The sequence below is a fragment of the Pseudomonas sp. S3_A03 genome, from assembly GCF_054668275.1.
On record NZ_CP162753.1, the window covers coordinates 2,925,817 to 2,946,314 of the forward strand.

At 62.3% G+C, this 20,498-nt stretch carries 10 protein-coding genes and 2 pseudogenes; 4 read left to right on the top strand and 8 right to left on the bottom strand.

The features are described 5' to 3' along the window. Positions 1–34 precede the first annotated feature (34 nt). Positions 35–2,546: pseudogene (ptsP, locus tag AB4O25_RS13370) on the top strand (phosphoenolpyruvate--protein phosphotransferase). A gap of 26 nt (positions 2,547–2,572) precedes the next feature. Further along, positions 2,573–4,270 carry an N-acetylglucosamine-specific PTS transporter subunit IIBC gene (gene nagE / locus AB4O25_RS13375; RefSeq protein WP_017529990.1) on the top strand — a complete coding sequence of 566 codons (1,698 nt, stop codon included), beginning with the start codon at positions 2,573–2,575 and terminating at the stop codon, positions 4,268–4,270. An 89-nt stretch (positions 4,271–4,359) separates the two neighbouring features. Here nagE and AB4O25_RS13380 read toward each other — a convergent pair whose 3' ends face one another. Beyond that, on the bottom strand, positions 4,360–4,671 hold the full coding sequence (locus AB4O25_RS13380; RefSeq protein WP_017529991.1) for a YqfO family protein: 312 nt from the start codon (positions 4,669–4,671) through the stop codon (positions 4,360–4,362). Between the two features lie 4 nt (positions 4,672–4,675). Next, a complete protein-coding gene (gene purL, locus AB4O25_RS13385) occupies positions 4,676–8,572 on the bottom strand; it encodes a phosphoribosylformylglycinamidine synthase (RefSeq protein ID WP_017529992.1) in 3,897 nt (1,298 codons plus the stop codon). Positions 8,573–8,858: 286 nt separating this feature from the next. Between purL and mltF the strand changes: the two genes are divergently transcribed. Further along, positions 8,859–10,319: a membrane-bound lytic murein transglycosylase MltF gene (gene mltF / locus AB4O25_RS13390; RefSeq protein ID WP_017529993.1), complete on the top strand. Its 1,461-nt coding sequence runs from the start codon at positions 8,859–8,861 to the stop codon at positions 10,317–10,319. Positions 10,320–10,366: 47 nt separating this feature from the next. Here mltF and AB4O25_RS13395 read toward each other — a convergent pair whose 3' ends face one another. From AB4O25_RS13395 to treP, 5 genes and pseudogenes are all read right to left on the bottom strand, one after another. Beyond that, positions 10,367–10,654 (bottom strand): PTS transporter subunit EIIB, encoded by a 288-nt coding sequence (locus AB4O25_RS13395; RefSeq protein WP_017529994.1) that lies wholly within the window; start codon positions 10,652–10,654, stop codon positions 10,367–10,369. A gap of 2 nt (positions 10,655–10,656) precedes the next feature. Next, a complete protein-coding gene (gene ptsP / locus AB4O25_RS13400) occupies positions 10,657–13,173 on the bottom strand; it encodes a phosphoenolpyruvate--protein phosphotransferase (RefSeq protein WP_368949672.1) in 2,517 nt (838 codons plus the stop codon). 98 nt (positions 13,174–13,271) lie between these two features. Further along, a pseudogene (locus AB4O25_RS13405) lies at positions 13,272–14,491 on the bottom strand (carbohydrate porin). 72 nt (positions 14,492–14,563) lie between these two features. Then, entirely contained in the window at positions 14,564–16,210 is a 1,647-nt protein-coding gene (gene treC, locus AB4O25_RS13410; protein ID WP_017529997.1) for an alpha,alpha-phosphotrehalase, read from the bottom strand. Between the two features lie 120 nt (positions 16,211–16,330). Continuing rightward, complete coding sequence (treP, locus tag AB4O25_RS13415; RefSeq protein WP_017529998.1) at positions 16,331–17,773, bottom strand: PTS system trehalose-specific EIIBC component; 1,443 nt, start codon at positions 17,771–17,773, stop codon at positions 16,331–16,333. Between the two features lie 234 nt (positions 17,774–18,007). On the opposite strand from treP, the gene treR reads away from it, so the two are divergent. Further along, on the top strand, positions 18,008–18,712 hold the full coding sequence (gene treR / locus AB4O25_RS13420) for a trehalose operon repressor (protein ID WP_017529999.1): 705 nt from the start codon (positions 18,008–18,010) through the stop codon (positions 18,710–18,712). Positions 18,713–18,906: 194 nt separating this feature from the next. Here the strand turns inward: treR and guaA are convergent, their stop codons facing one another. Next, positions 18,907–20,484 (bottom strand): glutamine-hydrolyzing GMP synthase, encoded by a 1,578-nt coding sequence (gene guaA, locus AB4O25_RS13425; RefSeq protein ID WP_015885725.1) that lies wholly within the window; start codon positions 20,482–20,484, stop codon positions 18,907–18,909. Between the last annotated feature and the right edge of the window lie 14 nt (positions 20,485–20,498).

The window sequence follows — 20,498 nt, forward strand, 5'->3', positions numbered from 1 at the left end:
GATCGCCGCGTTTTTCCTGATGAGTACCGTGCCCATGTCCAACAACAATAAAGAACTCACACTCAGCGCCCCGTTGAGCGGCCCCGTGCTGACCCTGGGCCACGTTCCCGACGAAGTGTTCGCAAGCCACGCCATGGGCGACGGCATTGCCATCGACCCCCTCAATGACAGCCTGCATGCGCCGTGTGACGGGGTGATCCTTCATGTCGCGCGCACCGGCCATGCCCTGACGATCCGCGCCGACAACGGTGCCGAACTGCTCATGCACGTGGGGATCGACACTGTGCAATTGAACGGCGAAGGCTTTGCGTTGCTGGTCAAGGAGGGCGCGCGAGTGACAGAGGGCCAGGCGCTGCTGCGCTTTGATCTGGACCGCATTGCGCGCCAGTGCAAAAGCCTGGTCAGCCTGATCATCCTGACCAATGGCGAGCGCTTCGAGTTGCAGCCTCTGGCGCGCCAAACGGTCAAGGTCGGCGAGCCGCTGATGCGTGTACTCGCTCGCTCGACAGCCCTTGATGACACCGCTGTGGATAACTCGAGCGCTGAAGCCGGCGCCAGCGTACGCGTGACCCATCGGGGCGGCTTGCATGCGCGGCCTGCGGCGCTGATCCGCAAGACAGCGCTGGCGTTCAGCAGCCAGGCACGCGTGCATTACGGCGCGAAATCGGCGCCGTGCGACAGCCTGGTTGGCTTGATGGGGCTGGGGATTGGCGAAGGCGATGAAGTACGGGTCACCTGCCGTGGCGAGGATGGCGAAGCGGCGTTGCAGGCGTTGATTGCCGCCCTGTCAGTGCCGGCCAAGGGCGAACATTCCGAGCCTGTCGCGGCGACACCCCGCCGGGCGAGTACCGAAGCCAACGTATTGCAAGGCGTGTGCGCGGCGCCGGGCCTGGCGTGCGGGCCGTTGTTCCGCCTCGCCGGGATTGAATTGCCGGCCGATACCGGCACCCATTCGGCCGATGACCAACAGCAACGCCTGGACACCGCCCTGGAGCAAGTGCGCAGCGACATCCGCACCACCCTGGGCCACGCCCGCCAACGCAAACATGTCGAAGAGCAAGAGATCTTCGCCGCCCATCTGGCCCTGCTGGAAGACCCGGCCCTGCTCGAAACCGCCACCGCCGCCATCCAACACGGCAGCGCCGCCACCCACGCCTGGCGCGATGCGATCCAGGCTCAATGCACGGTGCTGCTCGCCCTGGGGGAAGCCCCTGTTTGCCGAACGGGCCAATGACCTGCGTGACCTGCAACAACGCGTACTGCGCGCATTGCTGGGCGAGGCCTGGCACTTCGAGGTGCCGACGGGCTCGATCGTCAGCGCTCACGAGTTGACCCCGTCGGACCTTTTGCAACTGAGCGCGCAGCGTGCGGCGGGCATCTGCATGGCCGAAGGCGGCGCCACTTCACATGTGGCGATCCTGGCGCGCGGCAAAGGCCTGCCCTGTGTGGTCGCGTTGGGCGCTGAAGTGCTCGACGTGCCCCAGGGCCAGCGCGTGGTACTCGACGCCGCCAACGGCCGCCTGGAGCTGGCGCCCAGCGAAGCCCGTCACGCCGAGGTGCACCAGATTCGCGACGCGCAAAAACTGCGCCGCCAACAGCAGCAGGCCCAGGCCCAACTGCCCGCGCGCACCACTGACGGGGTCAGCATTGAAGTGGCCGCCAATGTAGCCTCCAGCAGCGAGGCCCAAGTGGCCTTTGAAAACGGCGCCGATGGCGTTGGCCTGCTGCGCACCGAATTCCTGTTCGTCGACCGCCACACGGCGCCGGATGAACAGGAGCAGCGCCAAGCCTATCAAGCCGTGCTGGATGCCATGGGCGACAAGTCGGTGATCATCCGCACCATTGACGTGGGCGGTGACAAGCAACTCGACTACCTGCCGCTACCCGTCGAGGCGAACCCGGTGCTGGGCCTGCGCGGTATTCGTCTGGCCCAGGTGCGCCCGGAATTGCTCGACCAGCAATTGCGCGCACTGCTGCAAGTGAGCCCGTTGGGGCGCTGCCGCATCCTGTTGCCGATGGTGAGCGAGGTCGACGAACTGCTGCAGATACGCCGGCGTCTGGATGAGTTGTGCGTCGAGCTGGGCCTGACCCAGCGCCCCGAACTCGGCGTGATGATCGAAGTGCCCGCCGCCGCGTTGATGGCCGAGCAACTGGCCGAACATGCGGACTTTCTGTCCATCGGCACCAATGACCTGTCCCAGTACACCCTGGCCATGGACCGTGACCACGCGGGCCTGGCCGCGCGCGTCGACGCCTTGCACCCGGCGCTATTGCGGCTGATCGCCCAGACCTGCACCGGCGCCGCCAAACATGGGCGTTGGGTCGGCGTGTGCGGTGCGTTGGCGTCCGACCCGCTGGCAACCCCCGTGCTGGTGGGCCTGGGCGTGCGCGAGCTGTCGGTCAGCGCGCCGCAGATCGGTGAAATCAAGGACCGCGTTCGCCACCTGGACGCGGCGCAATGCCGCCGACTGAGCCAAGACCTGCTCGACCTGAACAGCGCCAAGGCCGTTCGCCAAGCCTGTGAACTGCACTGGCCGCTGAGCTGACAACAACAAGAAAAAGGAGACTCGCCATGTATCAACACTTTATTGAAGGGCTGCAACGCCTGGGCCGTGCGCTGATGCTGCCGATCGCGATTTTACCGATCGCCGGCCTCCTGCTGCGCCTGGGCGACACCGACTTGCTTAGCATCGCGGTGATGCACGATGCGGGGCAGGCGATTTTCGCCAACCTCGCCTTGATCTTCGCCATCGGCATCGCCGTGGGCTTTGCCCGCGACAACAACGGCACGGCGGGCCTGGCCGGTGCGATTGGTTATCTGGTGATGATCTCCACGCTCAAGGTCATGGACTCGACCATCAACATGGGCATGCTCGCCGGGATCGCCAGCGGCCTGATGGCCGGCGCGCTGTATAACCGCTTCAAGGACATTAAGCTGCCGGAGTACCTCGCATTCTTTGGTGGGCGGCGGTTTGTGCCGATTGTCACCGGGTTCTCGGCGGTAGGCTTGGGCGTGATCTTTGGTCTTATCTGGCCGCCGATCCAGCACGGCATCAACAGCTTCGGTGTACTGCTGATGGAAAGCGGCAGCCTCGGCGCGTTCGTGTTTGGCGTGTTCAACCGCCTGCTGATCGTCACCGGGCTGCACCATATCCTCAACAATATGGCGTGGTTTGTGTTCGGCACGTTTACCGATCCGGCGACCGGCGCAGTCGTGACAGGCGACCTGACCCGCTACTTTGCCGGCGACCCCAAAGGCGGCCAATTCATGACCGGCATGTTCCCGGTGATGCTGTTCGGGCTACCGGCGGCGTGCCTGGCGATGTACCGCAATGCACTGCCGGAGCGCCGCAAAGTCATGGGCGGGATCTTCCTGTCAATGGCGCTGACCTCGTTCCTCACCGGGGTGACCGAGCCGATTGAGTTCGCCTTCATGTTCCTCGCGCCGTTCCTCTATTTGTTGCATGCGCTGCTCACCGGCCTGTCGATGGCCGTGACGAATATGCTGAATATCCACCTCGGTTTTACCTTCTCCGGTGGGTTTATCGACATGGTGCTGGGCTGGGGCAAATCGACCAATGGCTGGCGGGTGATACCGGTAGGCCTGGCCTACTCGGTCATCTACTACACGGTGTTCAGCTACTGCATTCGCCGCTTCAACCTCAAGACACCGGGGCGGGAAGATGTCCAGGTGACGCAGGCGCATGTAATGAATGATAACCAGCGCGCAACGGCGTATATCCGAGCCCTGGGCGGTGCCGATAACTTGCTCAGCGTCGGTGCTTGCACCACGCGCCTGCGCTTGGACATGGTCGATCGCAACAAGGCGGTGGATGCCGAGTTGAAAGCACTGGGTGCGATGGCCGTGGTGCGGCCGGGTAACGGCGGCAGTTTGCAGGTGGTGGTCGGCCCGATGGCCGATAGCATCGCCGACGAAATTCGCCTGGCGATGCCGGGTTTTGTTGCCACGCCTGCGGTCGCGGCGGCCCCTGTGGATAACCCGGCTGCGGTGAATGTGCAGGAAGCCGAGAAATGGCTGAGCGCCCTGGGTGGCCGGGCCAATGTGCGCCAGTTGGAGGCGGTGGCGATGACCCGGCTGCGGGTGGAGTTGGGGGATGATTCGAGGGTGTCCGAAGCCGAGCTGACGGCGCTCGGATGCCAAGGTGTGAGCCGACTGGATAGCGGGGTCTGGCACCTGTTGGTGGGCGATGACGCTTCGGGGTTGGGTGAAGCGTTGGAGCGGTTGGTTACTCGCCCGATCAATGCCTGATCCGCTCTAAGGCCTGAGGCCCTGCTGCCAACAAAAAACCCGCTGACCAAACTGGTCCAGCGGGTTTCTTTTTTTATGCAATTAACGAATCAAAAATCCGCCAACTGCCACACCTCATACGCCGGTGTCTCATACGGATGGCTGAGCTTCAACGCAGCCACGACAGCCACGATTAACTCATCCGCCACCACCAACTCAACCTTCCACTCATCAACCACTTCAACCTGGCCCACCTGCCCGATAAACGGCTGACTGCCGTCCAACGCGCGAAACTGGCCCTGGCCCAGCACTTGCCAGGCGCAGCTGTCGTAGTCGCCGATGCGCCCGCCGCCGGCTGCGAAGATGGCGGTTTTCACCGTCTCCACATGGCTGTCGGGCACGAAGAAGGCGAGCTTGTACACCGTCTTAGTTCACCCACACGCGCGCGTTGCGGAACATGCGCATCCAGGCGCCGTCTTCGTTCCACTCTTCGGGGCGCCACGAGTTCTGCACCGCGCGGAATACCCGCTCCGGGTGCGGCATCATGATGGTCACACGGCCGTCGCGGCTGGTGAGGCCGGTGATTCCGCGCGGCGAGCCGTTCGGGTTGGCCGGGTAGGTCTCGGTGACCTTGCCGTGGTTATCCACAAAGCGCAGGGCCACGGTGCCGGACAGGTCGGCTTCGAGCAACGCTTCTTCGCTGCTGAATTCGGCATGGCCTTCGCCGTGGGCGATGGCGATGGGCATGCGCGAACCGGCCATGCCTTGCAGGAAGATCGAGTTGGACTCCTGCACCTGCACCATGGCCACGCGCGCTTCAAACTGCTCGGAACGGTTACGCACAAAGTGCGGCCAGAACTCGCTGCCCGGGATCAGTTCGCTGAGGTTGGACATCATCTGGCAACCGTTGCACACACCCAGGGTGAAGCTGTCGTTGCGTTCGAAGAAACCCTGGAACGCATCGCGGGCACGGCTGTTGAACAGCGCCGACTTGGCCCAGCCTTCACCGGCACCCAGCACGTCGCCGTAGGAGAAACCGCCGCAGGCCACCAGGCCTTTGAACTCATTGAGGTCAACGCGACCGGCGAGGATGTCGCTCATGTGCACGTCGATTGCGTTGAAGCCGGCACGGTCGAACGCAGCCGCCATTTCCACCTGGCCGTTGACGCCCTGCTCACGCAGTACGGCAACTTGTGGGCGGATGCCTTTCTTGATGTAAGGCGCGGCGATGTCCTGGTTGACGTCGAAGCTGAGCATGGTGCTCAAGCCCGGGTTGTCTTCTTCCAGGATCACGTCGAATTCCTGCTCGGCGCAGTCGGCGTTATCACGCAGGCGCTGGATCTGGTAGCTGGTCTCGGCCCACTGGCGTTGCAGCAAGCGGCGCTGACCGGTAAAGACCGTGTCGCCGTTGAACGAGATATTGATTTCGCCGTTGTTGATCGGCTGGCCGATCACGGCCACGCAGTCGTCCAGGCCAGCGGCACTGAATTGGGCGAGCACGTCCGGGGTAGCGTCCTGGCGCACCTGGATCACCGCACCCAACTCTTCGTTGAACAGGATGCCGTTGATTTCGGCAGCATCCTCGGCAACGCTGTCGAGCACGATGTTCAAGCCGCAGTGACCGGCGAAGGCCATCTCGACCACGCTTGTCAGCAAACCACCGTCGGAACGGTCGTGGTAGGCCAGCAGGTGACCGTCGGCGTTGAGGCCCTGGATCACGGCGAAGAAGGCCTTGAGGTCTTCGGCGTCGTCGACGTCCGGGGCCTGCTTGCCGAGCTTGCCGTGGGTCTGCGCCAGGATCGAAGCGCCCATGCGGTTCTGGCCACGGCCCAGGTCGATCAGGATCAGGTCGGTGGTGCCCTTGTCCATGCGCAGTTGCGGGGTGAGGGTCTGGCGGATATCGGTAACCGGCGCAAAACCGGTAACGATCAGCGACAGCGGCGAGGTCACGCTCTTGTCGGTGCCTTCATCGTTCCAGCGGGTGGCCATGGACATGGAGTCCTTGCCCACCGGAATGGTGATGCCCAGTTCCGGGCACAGCTCCATGCCGACAGCCTTGACGGTGTCGTACAGGCGCGCATCTTCGCCGGGGTGGCCGGCAGCGGACATCCAGTTGGCCGACAATTTGATGTCGGACAGCTTGCCGATGCGGGAAGCGGCGATGTTGGTGAGGGTTTCACCGATGGCCATGCGGCCCGACGCCGGAGCGTCCAGCAGGGCCAGCGGCGTGCGCTCGCCCATGGCCATGGCTTCACCGGTGTACACGTCGAAGCTGGTGGCCGTGACGGCAACGTCAGCCACCGGCACTTGCCATGGGCCGACCATTTGGTCACGGGCAACGAGGCCGGTGATGGTGCGGTCGCCGATGGTGATCAGGAAGCTTTTGCTGGCCACGGCCGGGTGGTGCAGCACGCGCTCGATACTGTTGGCCAGGTCGAGGTGGCTTGGGTCGAAATCATCGCCCAGCTCGGTTTCGCGTACGGCCGAACGGTGCATGCGCGGGGCTTTGCCCAGCAGCACTTCGAGTGGCATGTCCACCGGGCTGTTGCCGAAGTGGCTGTCGGTAACAGTAAGCTGCGGTTCGGCAGTGGCTTCGCCGACCACGGCGAACGGGCAACGCTCGCGTTCGCAGATGGCCTGGAAGCGCGCGAAATCGTCAGGGCCGACGGCCAGTACGTAGCGTTCCTGGGATTCGTTGCTCCAGATTTCGTGCGGGGCCATGCCCGGCTCGTCGTTTGGAATATTGCGCAGTTCGAAACGGCCACCCCGCTCGCCATCGTTGACCAGTTCCGGGAAGGCGTTGGACAAACCACCGGCGCCGACGTCATGGATGAAGCTGATCGGGTTCTTGTCACCCAACTGCCAGCAACGGTCGATGACTTCCTGGCAGCGACGTTCCATCTCAGGGTTTTCGCGCTGTACGGAGGCGAAGTCCAGGTCGGCCGAGCTGGTGCCGGTGGCCATGGAGGAAGCCGCGCCGCCGCCCAGGCCGATGAGCATGGCCGGGCCGCCGAGCACGATCAGCTTGGAGCCGACCAGGATCTCGCCTTTCTTGACGTGCTCTTCACGGATGTTGCCCATGCCGCCGGCCAACATGATCGGCTTGTGGTAACCGCGCACTTCATCGCCACGCGGGGTGGTGATGGACTGCTCGAACGTACGGAAGTAACCGGTAAGTGCCGGGCGCCCGAACTCGTTGTTGAACGCGGCGCCGCCGAGCGGGCCTTCGATCATGATGTCCAGCGCGGTGACGATGCGCTCAGGCTTGCCGTACGGCACTTCCCACGGCTGTTCGAAGCCTGGGATTTGCAAGTTGGACACGGTGAAACCGGTGAGGCCCGCCTTTGGCTTGGCGCCACGCCCGGTAGCGCCTTCGTCGCGAATCTCGCCGCCGGAACCGGTGGCTGCGCCCGGGAACGGGGCAATCGCGGTCGGGTGGTTGTGGGTTTCAACCTTCATCAGAATGTGCACCGGCTCCTGCACCGCGCCGTACTGGCGGGTTTGCGGGTCCGGGAAGAAACGGCCGGCGACGCTGCCGACGATGACCGAGGCGTTGTCCTTATAAGCCGACAGAACGCCTTCGCTGTGCATCACGTAGGTGTTCTTGATCATGCCGAACAGGCTTTTTTCCTGGCTTTGGCCGTCGATATCCCAACTGGCGTTGAAGATCTTGTGCCGGCAGTGCTCGGAGTTGGCCTGGGCGAACATCATCAGTTCGATGTCGTGCGGGTTGCGCTTCAAGCCGTTGAAGGCGTTGACCAGGTAGTCGATCTCGTCTTCGGCCAGGGCCAGGCCCAGTTCGGTGTTGGCCTTTTCGAGAGCGGCGCGGCCGCCGCCGAGTACGTCAATCGCGGTGAGCGGCTTGGGTTCGGCGTGGCTGAACAGGCCGGCGGCCTGTTCCAGCTGGCTGACGATGATCTGGGTCATGCGGTCGTGCAGGCTGCTGGCGATCAGCTCGGCCTCGGCATCGCTGAACTGGCCAGCCACGTAGAAGGCGATCCCACGTTCCAGGCGCTGGATCTTGTCCAGGCCGCAGTTGCGGGCGATGTCGCTGGCCTTGCTCGACCAGGGCGAGATGGTGCCGAACCGTGGCAGAACCAGGAACAAGCGGCCGGTCGGCTCTTGAACGGGAACGCTTGGGCCGTACTTCAGAAGGCGTGCCAGCACTTGCTGTTCGTCGGCGGTCAATACGCCGGTAACGTCGGCGAAGTGAGCAAATTCAGCATACAGGCCTGTAACCGCTGGAACCTTCTGGCTCAGTTGTTCAAGGAGTTTGCTGTGGCGAAAGGCAGAAAGGGCAGGAGCGCCGCGCAGGATCAACATCTTCGGGACAGCCTCGGGAAGGGGTGTGCTTTGAGGCCGTGCATTCTAGCGTAAACCTGCGCCAACGGCACTCGAAACGGCATGGCTGGCCGCTGCCGAACGTCAGTTGGCACGGATTGCCCCGTATCGGGGCGCGATACCAGGCATTCCGAGCAGTTATTTTAACCGTCACAATTGGGCGCCAAGCCACGTTTCTGCGGGCTGCAGCACAGTTTTCCCCGTGCTAGCAGACAAGACCCTCGCTGTCGAGATATGGCGCCGTGGGCCGTTTGCGTATACTGCGCAGATGTTCTCACCAACTGCTTTGCGCCCGCGATGCGCCAAATGGCTCTTCGCCACCGGACTCTTTTTGCTGCTCAGCGCCTGTGTTGATAAACCCAGCACGCTCGAGCGAATCAAGGAGGATGGCGTATTGCGGGTGATAACCCGAAACAGCCCGGCCACGTATTTCCAGGACCGTAACGGCGAAACCGGCTTCGAATACGAACTGGTCAAACGCTTTGCCGACGACCTGGGCGTGAAACTGGAGATAGAGACCGCCGACAACCTCGACGACCTGTTCGGCCAGTTGAGCAAACCCAACGGTCCGGTGCTCGCCGCCGCCGGCCTGGTGAGCAGCGAGCAGCGCCAGCAGCAGGTGCGGTTCTCCCACCCTTACCTTGAAGTCACCCCGCAGATTATCTACCGCAACGGCCAGTCGCGCCCGACCAACGCGGCGGACCTGGCGGGCAAGAAGATCATGGTGCTCAAGGGCAGCACCCACGCCGAACAATTGGCTGAGCTTAAAAAGCAGAATCCTGCAATCGAATACGAAGAGTCCGACGCCGTTGAAGTCGTCGACTTGCTGCGCATGGTGGACGAGGGGCAAATCGACCTGACCCTGGTGGACTCCAACGAAGTGGCGATGAACCAGGTGTACTTCCCCAACGTGCGCGTGGCGTTCGACCTCGGCAACGCCAGCAACCAGAGCTGGGCCGTAGCCCCCGGCGAAGACAACAGCCTGCTCAACGAGATCAACAGCTACCTGGACAAGGTTGAAAAAAACGGCACCCTGCAGCGTCTCAAGGATCGCTACTACGGACATGTCGATGTACTCGGTTATGTCGGCGCCTACACCTTCGCCCAGCATCTGCAGCAACGCCTGCCCAAGTACGAGAAACACTTTCGCGCCTACGCCAAGGAAGAAAAAGTCGATTGGCGCTTACTGGCCGCCATCGGTTATCAGGAATCGCTTTGGCAACCGGCGGTCACCTCCAAGACCGGCGTGCGCGGCCTGATGATGCTGACCCAGAACACCGCCCAGGCGATGGGCGTATCCAACCGCCTGGACGCCAGGCAGAGCATCATGGGCGGCGCCAAGTACCTGGCCAAGATCAAGGATGAGTTGGACGACAGCATCGCCGAGCCGGACCGTACCTGGTTTGCCCTCGCCGCCTACAACGTAGGCACCGGCCACTTGGACGACGCGCGTCTGCTGGCGAAAAAAGAAGGCCTGAACCCGAACAAGTGGCTGGACGTAAAGAAGATGCTGCCGCGCCTGTCGCAGAAGCAGTGGTACAGCAAAACCCGCTATGGCTACGCCCGGGGCGGCGAGCCGGTGCACTTCGTGGCGAACATCCGGCGCTACTACGACATCCTCACCTGGGTAACCCAGCCGCAGCTCGAAGGCAACCAGGTGGTCGAAGGCAACTTGCATGTGCCGGGCGTAGACAAGACCAAGCCGCCGGAAGATAACCCGCAACTGTAAGAATGCTCACTGGAGGAAGGGCTCCTCCCCCTCCCACGTCCTGATCGCTATTCGGTCTGGAGGCCGGTCAGCAGATGGACCACCCCGCCCGCTAGCACCATCACCCCCGCTACCCCCGCCGCTTTTAACGCCACGGCATCAAGCTTGTTCGGGTCCTGCAGGTGCACGCGCACCCGCGTCAGCGCCACACGCTGTTGCGACTTAAGGTTATCCACACCCCCCAGCGCCGCCAGCACCTGCGCCGACACCAGGCCTGGCGCGGGCGCCGCTACCGTCTCCGCAATCAAATCCGGGGTCAGGGCTTTCCAGAACGCCTGCTTCAATTTATCCAACATGCTCAGTTCTCCAGCACAGGTGATGGTTCGACGGTGGCCGCGTGATAGACGCGCAACGCCTCACGCACCTGCGCCGCTTCCGCAAGGCCCAGCACCTGCTGGGCGATGACCTGACAGTCGGCCAGCGCCAACTCCCGCACGGCGGCCTTGATAGTGGGGATCAACGGCACGCTGACCGACAGCTCATCCACCCCCAGCCCAATCAATACCGGCACGGCCAGGGCTTCGGAGGCCAGTGCTCCACAGACGCCGACCCACTTGCCATGGGCGTGGGCCGCCGTGACGGTGGTGGCGATCAGGCGCAGCACGGCCGGGTGAAAGCTGTCGGCCTGGCTGGCCAGGCGTGGGTGGTCACGGTCCATGGCCAGGGTGTATTGCGTCAGGTCATTGGTGCCGATGGAGAAAAAATCCACATGGGGCGCGAAGACATCCGCCATCAGCGCGGCAGACGGTACTTCGATCATGATGCCCAGCTTCGGTAACTCACTGAGCCCCAGCGCCAGCGCTTCCTCTTCAAGGATCTCGCGCGCCAGCTGCAGCTCCGACAGCAGGCTGACCATCGGCAACATGATGTGCAACCGCGCAAAACCGGCGCTGGCCAGGATCGCGCGAAACTGTTCGCGCAGCAGTTCCGGTCGCTCCAGGCACAAGCGAATGCCGCGCAGGCCAAGAAACGGGTTGGTCTCGGCCGCCATGGGCACGTAGGCCAACGGTTTGTCGCCACCGACGTCCAGGGTGCGTACCACCAGGTTACGCCCGGCGCCCAGGGCTTGGGCGATCGCGGTGTAAGTGCCGGCCTGCTCGTCGGGGCTCGGCGCGCGGTTGCGGTCCAGGTAGAGGAATTCCGAACGCAACAGGCCCACGCCCTCACCGCCGAGAGCCAGGGATTGCTGCACTTCCTGCAACGAAGCGACGTTGGCGGTGATTTCCACGTGATGGCCGTCGCGGGTGGTGGCCGGCAATGCCGCCTGCGCCAGATCACGCTGGTGTCGTACAACCTGCTGTTGGCGCGCGGCTTCCAGGTGTTCGATCTCAGCCAGGTCCGGGTCCAGGTGCAGTTCGCCTTTGTCGGCATCGAGCAGCACCTGCTTGCCATTGGCCAGGGCCAAGACGTGAACCGGCACACCACAAATGGCCGGCAAGCCGAGGGCGCGGGCGAGGATCGCCACGTGGCTGGTCGCGCCGCCGCCGACGGTGACAAAGCCCAGCACCTTGCGGGTATCCAGGCTGGCGGTTTGCGAGGGGGTGAGCTGTTCGGCCACCAGGATCGCGCATTCGGGCACATCCCAGGCGCTGTCTTGAATACCGAGGATCAGCTTGAGTACGCGCTGGCCGACATCGGCCAGGTCTGCAGCGCGCTCGGCGATCAGCGTATTGCCCAAGCCCTGGAACAGTTTGACGGTGGCCTGCGTGGCGCTGCGCCAGGCAAATGCGGCACTCTTGCCAGCGGCCAACAGCGCATGGGCTTGCTCCAGCAACGTCGGGTCTTCGAGCAGTTCCTGATGAGCGCGGAAAATCTCTGCCTGGGCACTGCCGGCTGCTTGGTTTTGCAAGGCTTGCAATGCCTCGGTTGCGGCGCGCAGGCCGCGTTCCAGCGCAGCGCGTTCGGCGGCTTCACCGGTGCCCTCTTCGATAATGTTCAGCTCGGGCTCACGCACTTGAACCACTTGGCCAAACGCCGAACCCGGCGAAGCACACACGCCCGTCAGCAAGGTCGACGACAACAGCGGTGCAACCACCGCAGCGGGTGCGACGACGGGCTCGCCGCACCCTTGCAGCAACAACGCGACCAATGCCGTGATTGCCGCGTCGGCATCTTGCCCCGCCGCGCTGACTTGCAACGTATCACCCTGCACGGTTTGCAGCGCCATGATCGCCACCAGCGACTTGGCGTTGGCGCTCTGGGTTTGCTTGTGCAGGTAGATGCTCGCGTTGAAGCCCTTCGCCGCCTGGGCGAACACCGCCGCAGGGCGCGCGTGCAAGCCGTTGGCGTTGGGCAAGGTCAGCGGCTTGGAGAACAGTGCGTCGCCCTCCTCCTCGTCCACCGCGTCAAGGGCTTCAATGGGGGATAACCGCAGCAGCGGCTGGCCGGTCTCCACCACATCGTCGGCCAATAGCGTAAACGGTTCGCCGCTGACCACCAGCATCAACGTCAGCAGGCTGCGGGCATTTAGCGCCACATAGTCGGCCTCGAATTCGATCAACGCCTGCCCGGCTTCCACGCTCTGGCCCTCTTCGACCAATCGGGTGAAGCCCTTGCCCGCCAGGTTCACCGTGTCCAGGCCGATATGCAGCAGCACCTGCACACCGTTGTCGTCGGTGATACTCACCGCATGCCCCGTGTCCTGGATGTTGCTGATCACGCCAGCCAACGGCGCACAGAGTGTCTGCGAGGTGGGGTCGATGCACAGGCCGTCGCCGATCATGCGGCTGGCGAATACCGGGTCGGGCACCTGACCCAGCTCCAGCAGCACACCCGACAAGGGCGCCAGCAATTCCAAGGGTTTAGATGGGGTCATGGAGGTCACCTGCTGTTTTGTTCCGTAAAAATCATTGGGCGGATTCACATCCCGTGAATACAAGGAGCGGCTGTGGGAGGGGCTTACCCCGCCCGCCTTTATTTCCACCAGTATTCGACTTGCACACCGAAGTTCGAGCCATGCCGCGCGGTGCCGTAGGAACCGGTGTCGGACAACGCCGAACCCGCCGCCAGTTCATTCGCCGCTCGTTTGGCCGCTTCGTTCCAGGTCGCATAGGTGTAGTACACGCGCACCTCCGGCCGGGCCCAGAAATCCGGGCCTTTGGGCGACCAGGTGGGGGCGAAGGTAAATTTGCTCAGCTTGCGTGTACCGCCGCTGGCGTCGACTTGATCATGGCCCAACTCGGCAACCAGTTTGAATTGTTCACTGACCGCATACGCCGGGCGCACGCCGAGCGACATCCAGGTCTGGTCCTGGCTGCCGGGACGAATGTCCTTCTGGTATACGGCCTCGATCTGGCCACCGAAACGTGGGGTTACCTGCCAGTCAAAAAACTCCACGGCGCGGTAGCTTTTGCTGCTCTTGTCCAAGAAGGTATTGCCGGTGTACCCAAGGCCGGTACCGGGGCCTTCGCCGTACTGCAGGGCGAACTTGTTCTTGCCGCCCAGAAACGGCTTTTGCACATGCTGCGCGGTCAGGGCCCAGCCGCTGTGGGTGTCGCGCCCACCGGCCCTTTCGATGTAGCTGGCGCCCAGCTCCAACTCGCCGCCGGGGTTGGTCTTGAAACCCGCGACGTTGAAGTCATGACGGGTGGCGTATTCCTTCTGGTACAGGTTGTCCTTGCGCGAAATCGCGTAGCTGTATTTGAGATCGCCGATCAGCACGTCCTCGATACCGCCGCCCGTGGCGCTCTGGTTCCAGTAGTAGAAATCGGAGATATGGATGTCATTACGCTTGTAGTAACGCCGACCGGCCCACAGCGAACCGCCGTTGAGGGCGGGCAGGTTCGACCATTGCGCGTACATCTGCGGCATGCGCGCCGAGCCGTTGTCCTCGCCCTGGAACTTCAGCTCCCGGTCGTACTTGTTGTAGAGCGAGGCCATGGCGTCGACGCTGAGCACCGAGCCGTCGTCGAGCGTGAGCAGGTCCTGGCGCAACTCCAGTTCGCCGTATTGCTCGCATTCGTTGCCCAGACGGTATTTGGATTGCGCCCCGGCAGTTGGAAACACTGCTGCGGGCCGCTGCCTGTCGAAGTGCCTGCACCGCTACGCAAGTAACCGGCAAATTCCAGGGCCTGAGCGCCGAACGGCAGGCTCAGGCAGGATGCAACGAGGCCCAGCTTTATTGTTGTTTTCATGAAGCACTCCGATATTTTTATTATGTTTTGGGTCAAGCGCCCCGCACTCCCATACGGGGTTTACAACGGGTGTCAGTACTTGAGGTGAAGCACAAAGGACTCATACGGACGCAACACCACAGTGCGCGTGCGCAACGGGCAATCGGGGTAGTTGCTGATCAACAGGCGCTGCTCGCTCGCCGCGCCGATCACACCATCGGGCAGTTGGATTTCGCAGGGCCGGCCATAAAAGTTGTTCAGCACCAGCAGGCGCTCGGCGGCGCCTTCGCGCAGGTACGCCCAGACCTGGGGGTGGTCTTGCAGCAGTTCGCGGTAAATGCCTGCCTGGATCAGCGGTTCGTGGCGCCGCAGGGCGATCAGCGCACGGTAGTGATGCAGTACCGAGTCCGGATCATCCCGCTGGCTGTCGACGTTGATCCGCGCCGCGTTGGCCGGAATGCCGATCCACGGTTCACCGCTGCTGAAACCGGCATTGGGCTGCGCACTCCACTGCATCGGCGTGCGCCCGTTGTCGCGGGACTTCTGCATGATCGCCGCCATGCTCGACGCCTCGGACTCACCGGCATCACGCTTGAGACGAAAGATGTTCAGGGTTTCCACATCGCGGTATTGCTCGATGCTGTTAAACCCCGGATTGGTCATGCCCAGCTCTTCGCCCTGGTACACAAACGGTGTGCCCTGGAGGAAGTGCAGCGCCGTGGCGAGCATCTTGGCCGAGACCACGCGGTATTCGCCGTCATCGCCAAAGCGCGAGACCACTCGCGGCTGGTCGTGGTTACACCAGAACAACGCGTTCCAACCGCCGCCGGCCTGCATGCCCTGTTGCCAGTCCGAGAAAATCCGTTTGAGTTGGAGGAAGTCGAAGTCGGCCTTCACCCACTTTTGCAGGTTGGGGTAATCCACTTTCAGGTGATGAAAGTTGAAGGTCATCGACAGCTCTTTCGACGCTGGGTTCGAATAGCGAATGCAGTGTTCCAGGCTGGTAGAGGACATCTCGCCGACGTTGATCAACTCATGACCTTCGAAGACTTCGCGGTGCATCTCTTGCAGGTATTCATGCACGTTGGGGCCATCGGTGTAGAAGCGGCGGCCGTCGCTGCTGTCTTCTGGAAAGTCGGCAGGCTTGGAGATCAGGTTGATCACGTCCAGGCGGAAACCGCCCACGCCTTTATCGCGCCAGAAACGCATCAGCTTGAACACCTCGGCGCGCACCTTCGGGTTGTCCCAGTTGAGGTCTGCCTGGGTGTGATCGAACAGGTGCAGAAAGTACTGCCCGGTTTGCGCCTCGTACTCCCAGGCCGAGCCGCCGAACTTGGATTCCCAGTTGTTCGGTTGGTCGCGCCAGATGTAAAAGTCGCGGTACGGGTTGTCGAGGCTGCTGCGCGCTTGCTGGAACCACACATGTTCGACGGAGGTGTGGTTGACCACGATATCGAGCATCAGCTTGATGCCGCGCTTGGCCGCTTCGCGGATCAGCAATTCGCAGTCGGCCATGGTCCCGTAGCTGGGGTCGATGGCGTAGTAGTCACTGATGTCGTAGCCATTGTCGCGCTGCGGCGAGCGCAGGAACGGGGTGATCCACAGGCAATCCACGCCCAGCCATTGGAGGTAGTCGAGTTTGTCCACGATGCCCAGCAGGTCACCGGTGGCGTTACCCGCGTGGCTGTGGAAGCTTTTGGGGTAGATCTGGTAGATCACCGAGTGTTGCCAGTTTTGCATGGTGGGTTCCTTGAGTGGGTGGTGTGTTGGCTTTGAGGGCCTCATCGGGGGCAAGCCCCCTCCCACCGTTTTGAAATGCATTCCAACCTGTGAGAGGGGGCTCGCCCCAATGGCGGTAGATCAGGCAACCCGATACCCAGGCCGCACGATCTTCATGCTCAACATGCACGTCAGCGCAAACGGCACGACCATCGCCACCACCATGCCGATCACGAACATCGGGATGGCACCCGGCACGATCGAGATAAACCCTGGCAAGCCACCCACGCCGATGGCCGAGGCCTGCACCTTGTTCAGCGACAGGAAAATGCTGCCCAGTGCCGAGCCCACCAGGGCCGCATAAAACGGGAACTTGAAGCGCAGGTTTACCCCGAACATCGCCGGCTCAGTGATGCCGAAATAAGCGGAGATTGCTGACGTGGAGGCCATGCTTTTGTCCCGCGCGTTGCGGGTCATGTAGAACACCGCAAGCGCGGCGCTGCCTTGGGCCAGGTTGGACATCACGATCATCGGCCAGATAAAAGTGCCGCCCTGGGTGGAGATCAATTGCAGGTCCACGGCCAGGAACATGTGGTGCATGCCGGTGATCACCAGCGGCGCGTACAGCAGGCCGAAAATCGCCCCGCCCACCATCGGCGCCAAATCGAACAAGGTGACCACGCCTTCGGTGATCAGGATGCCGAGATGGCGGGTCACCGGGCCGATGATCGCCAGCGCCAGCACGCCGGTGACGACGATGGTCGTGATCGGCACGACGAGCAGTTGAATGGCATTCGGCACCCGGGCGCGCAGCCATTTCTCGATCACGCTCATCACATAGGCGGCCATCAGGATCGGCAGAATCTGGCCCTGGTAGCCGACTTTTTCGATCTTGAACCAGCCGAAAATATCGAAGTACGGCAGGCTCTGGCCGTCGAGCCCAGCCACTGCCTTGCCGTAGTTCCAGGCGTTGAGCAGGTCGGGGTGTACCAGCATCAGGCCGAGCACGATGCCGAGGATTTCACTGCCGCCAAAGCGCTTGGCCGCCGACCAGCCCACCAGCGCCGGGAGGAACACGAACGAGGTGTTGGCCATCAGGTTGATCAGGCTCCACAGGCCATCCAGGTTCGGGTAGGCCTCCAGCAACGTCTTGCCTTCGATGAACATGCCCTTGGCACCCATCAGGTTGTTGATGCCCATCAGCAGGCCGGCAATGATCAGCGCGGGCAGGATCGGCATGAACACGTCGGAAAACACCCGCACCAGACGCTGCATGGGGTTGGTCTTGTCGCCACCGGCTTTCTTGACGTCGGCAATGGTGGACGCCGCCAGGCCGGTCTGTTCGCGCAGGGCGGCGTAGACCTTTTCCACCTCGCCAGGGCCGATCACCACTTGGAACAGGCCGCCGGTGAAGAACGAACCTTTGACCAGATCAACCTGGTTCAACGCGCTGTTATTGACCAGGCCCGGGTCCTTGAGCGCCAGGCGCAGGCGGGTCACGCAGTGGGCGGCTTGCTCAAGGTTGTCGCGGCCCCCGAGGTTTCCGAGGATCTCGCGGGCAATGTTCGAATAGTCGTGGCTCATGCTTGGTTTCCACTTTGATTTTTTTATTTGAGGGCAGTCATTGGCAGCACGCCGAGAGCAAAAGTACTCGTCTGTACGAGTTAAAGCAACAACTCGTCTGTACGAGTTTGAAATTCTGCGTTTCGCAGGCTGATCGATATGCGTGGGTCTAATGGACAAACGCGAGCGGCACCACTAAGGTTCCTGCCTGAACGCGCAACCACCTTCACCAAAGTCGGGCACAGAGCCATCCCCATGAGCAAATACAACCAGATCTATACGGATCTGCTTGCCAGCATCACCACTGAACGCCTGCAGCGTGGCACGCGCCTTCCCTCCGAAACCGAACTGATGGACACCTACCAGGCGAGCCGAGGCACCGTACGCCGGGCCATCGAGCAGTTGCAGGAGCGTGGTTTTGCGCAAAAGATCCACGGTAAAGGCACCTTCGTGCTGTCCCCCAACCCGATCGAATTTCAACTGGGCGGCATCGTCAGCTTCCACGAAACCCACGCCGACCTGGGCGATGACGTACACACCGAAGTGGTGGAGTTCACCCAACTCCCACTGGAAGGTTCGCTGCTGCAACACATCGAGGCCGAACCCGGCACCCTCATCACGCGCATCAAACGCGTACGACGCATCGGCGGCAAACGGGTGATCCTTGACATCAACCACTTCGTCGCCGACCTGATCCCAGGGCTGGACCAGACGATTGCCGAACAGTCGATCTACGCGTTTATCGAGCAAACCTTGCAACTGCAAATCAGCTACGCCCAACGCACCATCGAAGCCCTGCCCCGCAGCAAGGACGACCAGGCGCACCTGGACCTTGAAGGGCAAAGTCATGTGATCGTGGTGAGTAACCAGACGTTTTTGCAGGATGGACGGCAATTCGAGTACACCGAGTCGCGGCATACGTTGGATAAGTTTTATTTTTCGGATGTGGCGCGACGGTGACAATCTGTGCCATTCCGGCGGCGGGAAACCCTGCTCCGCAAAAGTTTCTCTAATACCTACGCCAGCCTTTACCGCTCAAGGGTTTTTATCCAGAAACAAAAATGCCAGTCAGCGTGACTGACTGGCATTGGATAACCCCCTTACAGCGCTATTGAGAACCTAGCGCTGCACCCGTTGGCAGGGTCGAGACAGAATCATTCCCACTCAATCGTCGCCGGCGGCTTGCTCGACACGTCATACGTCACGCGCGAAATACCTTCGATCTCATTGATGATCCGGCCGCTGACCGTCTCCAGCAGTTCATACGGCAGGTGCGCCCAGCGCGCGGTCATGAAGTCGATGGTTTCCACCGCACGCAGGGCCACGACCCACGCGTAACGACGACCATCGCCTACAACGCCAACGGACTTCACTGGCTGGAACACCACGAACGCCTGGCTGACTTTGTGGTACCAGTCGGCCTTGCGCAGTTCTTCGATGAAGATGTGGTCAGCGCGACGCAGCAGGTCGGCGTATTCCTTCTTCACTTCACCCAGGATGCGCACGCCCAGGCCAGGGCCCGGGAATGGGTGGCGGTAGACCATGTCATACGGCAGGCCCAGTTCCAGGCCAAGGCGGCGGACTTCGTCCTTGAACAGTTCGCGCAGCGGTTCTACCAGCTTGAGGTTCATTTCCTCAGGCAGGCCGCCCACGTTGTGGTGGGACTTGATCACGTGGGCCTTGCCGCTCTTGGCGCCGGCCGACTCGATCACGTCAGGGTAGATGGTGCCCTGGGCGAGGTATTTGATGTTGTCCAGTTTGTTGGACTGGGCATCGAATACGTCGATGAAGGTGCGGCCGATGATTTTGCGCTTCTTCTCCGGGTCGGACTCGCCAGCCAGGTTGTTGAGGAACTGGTCCTCGGCGTTGGCGCGAATCACCTTGACGCCCATGTTCTCGGCGAACATGGCCATCACTTGCTCACCTTCGTGCAGGCGCAACAGGCCGTTGTCGACGAATACGCAGGTCAGTTGGTCGCCGATGGCTTTGTGCAGCAGCGCGGCAACCACGGAGGAGTCAACGCCGCCGGACAGGCCGAGCAATACGTTGTCGGTGCCGACCTGGGCGCGTACTTGGGCGATGGCGTCTTCAGCGATCTTCGACGGGGTCCACAGGGCTTCACACTCGCAAATGTCGAGAATGAAACGCGACAGGATGCGGCCGCCTTGCTTGGTATGGGTCACTTCCGGGTGGAACTGCACGCCGTAGTAACGACGCTCGTCGCTGAACATGCCGGCGATCGGGCAGCTCGGGGTGCTGGCCAGGATGTGGAAGTCTTCCGGCATTTTGGTGACCTTGTCACCGTGGCTCATCCACACGTCGAGGCCGAACAGGCCGTCGGCGTCGATGTGGTCTTCGATGCCGTCCAGCAGGCGGCTCTTGCCGACCACGTCGACACGGGCATAACCGAATTCACGCAGTTCGGAGCCTTCGACCTTGCCGCCCAGTTGCTCGGCCATGGTCTGCATGCCGTAGCAGATGCCGAACACCGGTACGCCCAGGTCGAATACGGCTTGCGGGCAACGCGGGCTGTTGGCTTCGTGCACGGACTCGGGGCCACCGGCGAGGATGACGCCTTTAGGTGCGAATTCGCGGATCGCTTCGTCATCCATGTCGAACGGATGCAGTTCGCAGTACACACCGATTTCACGCACGCGGCGAGCGATCAGCTGGGTGTACTGGGAACCGAAGTCGAGGATCAGGATGCGGTGGGCGTGAATGTCGAGGGCCATGAAGTCAGTCTCGT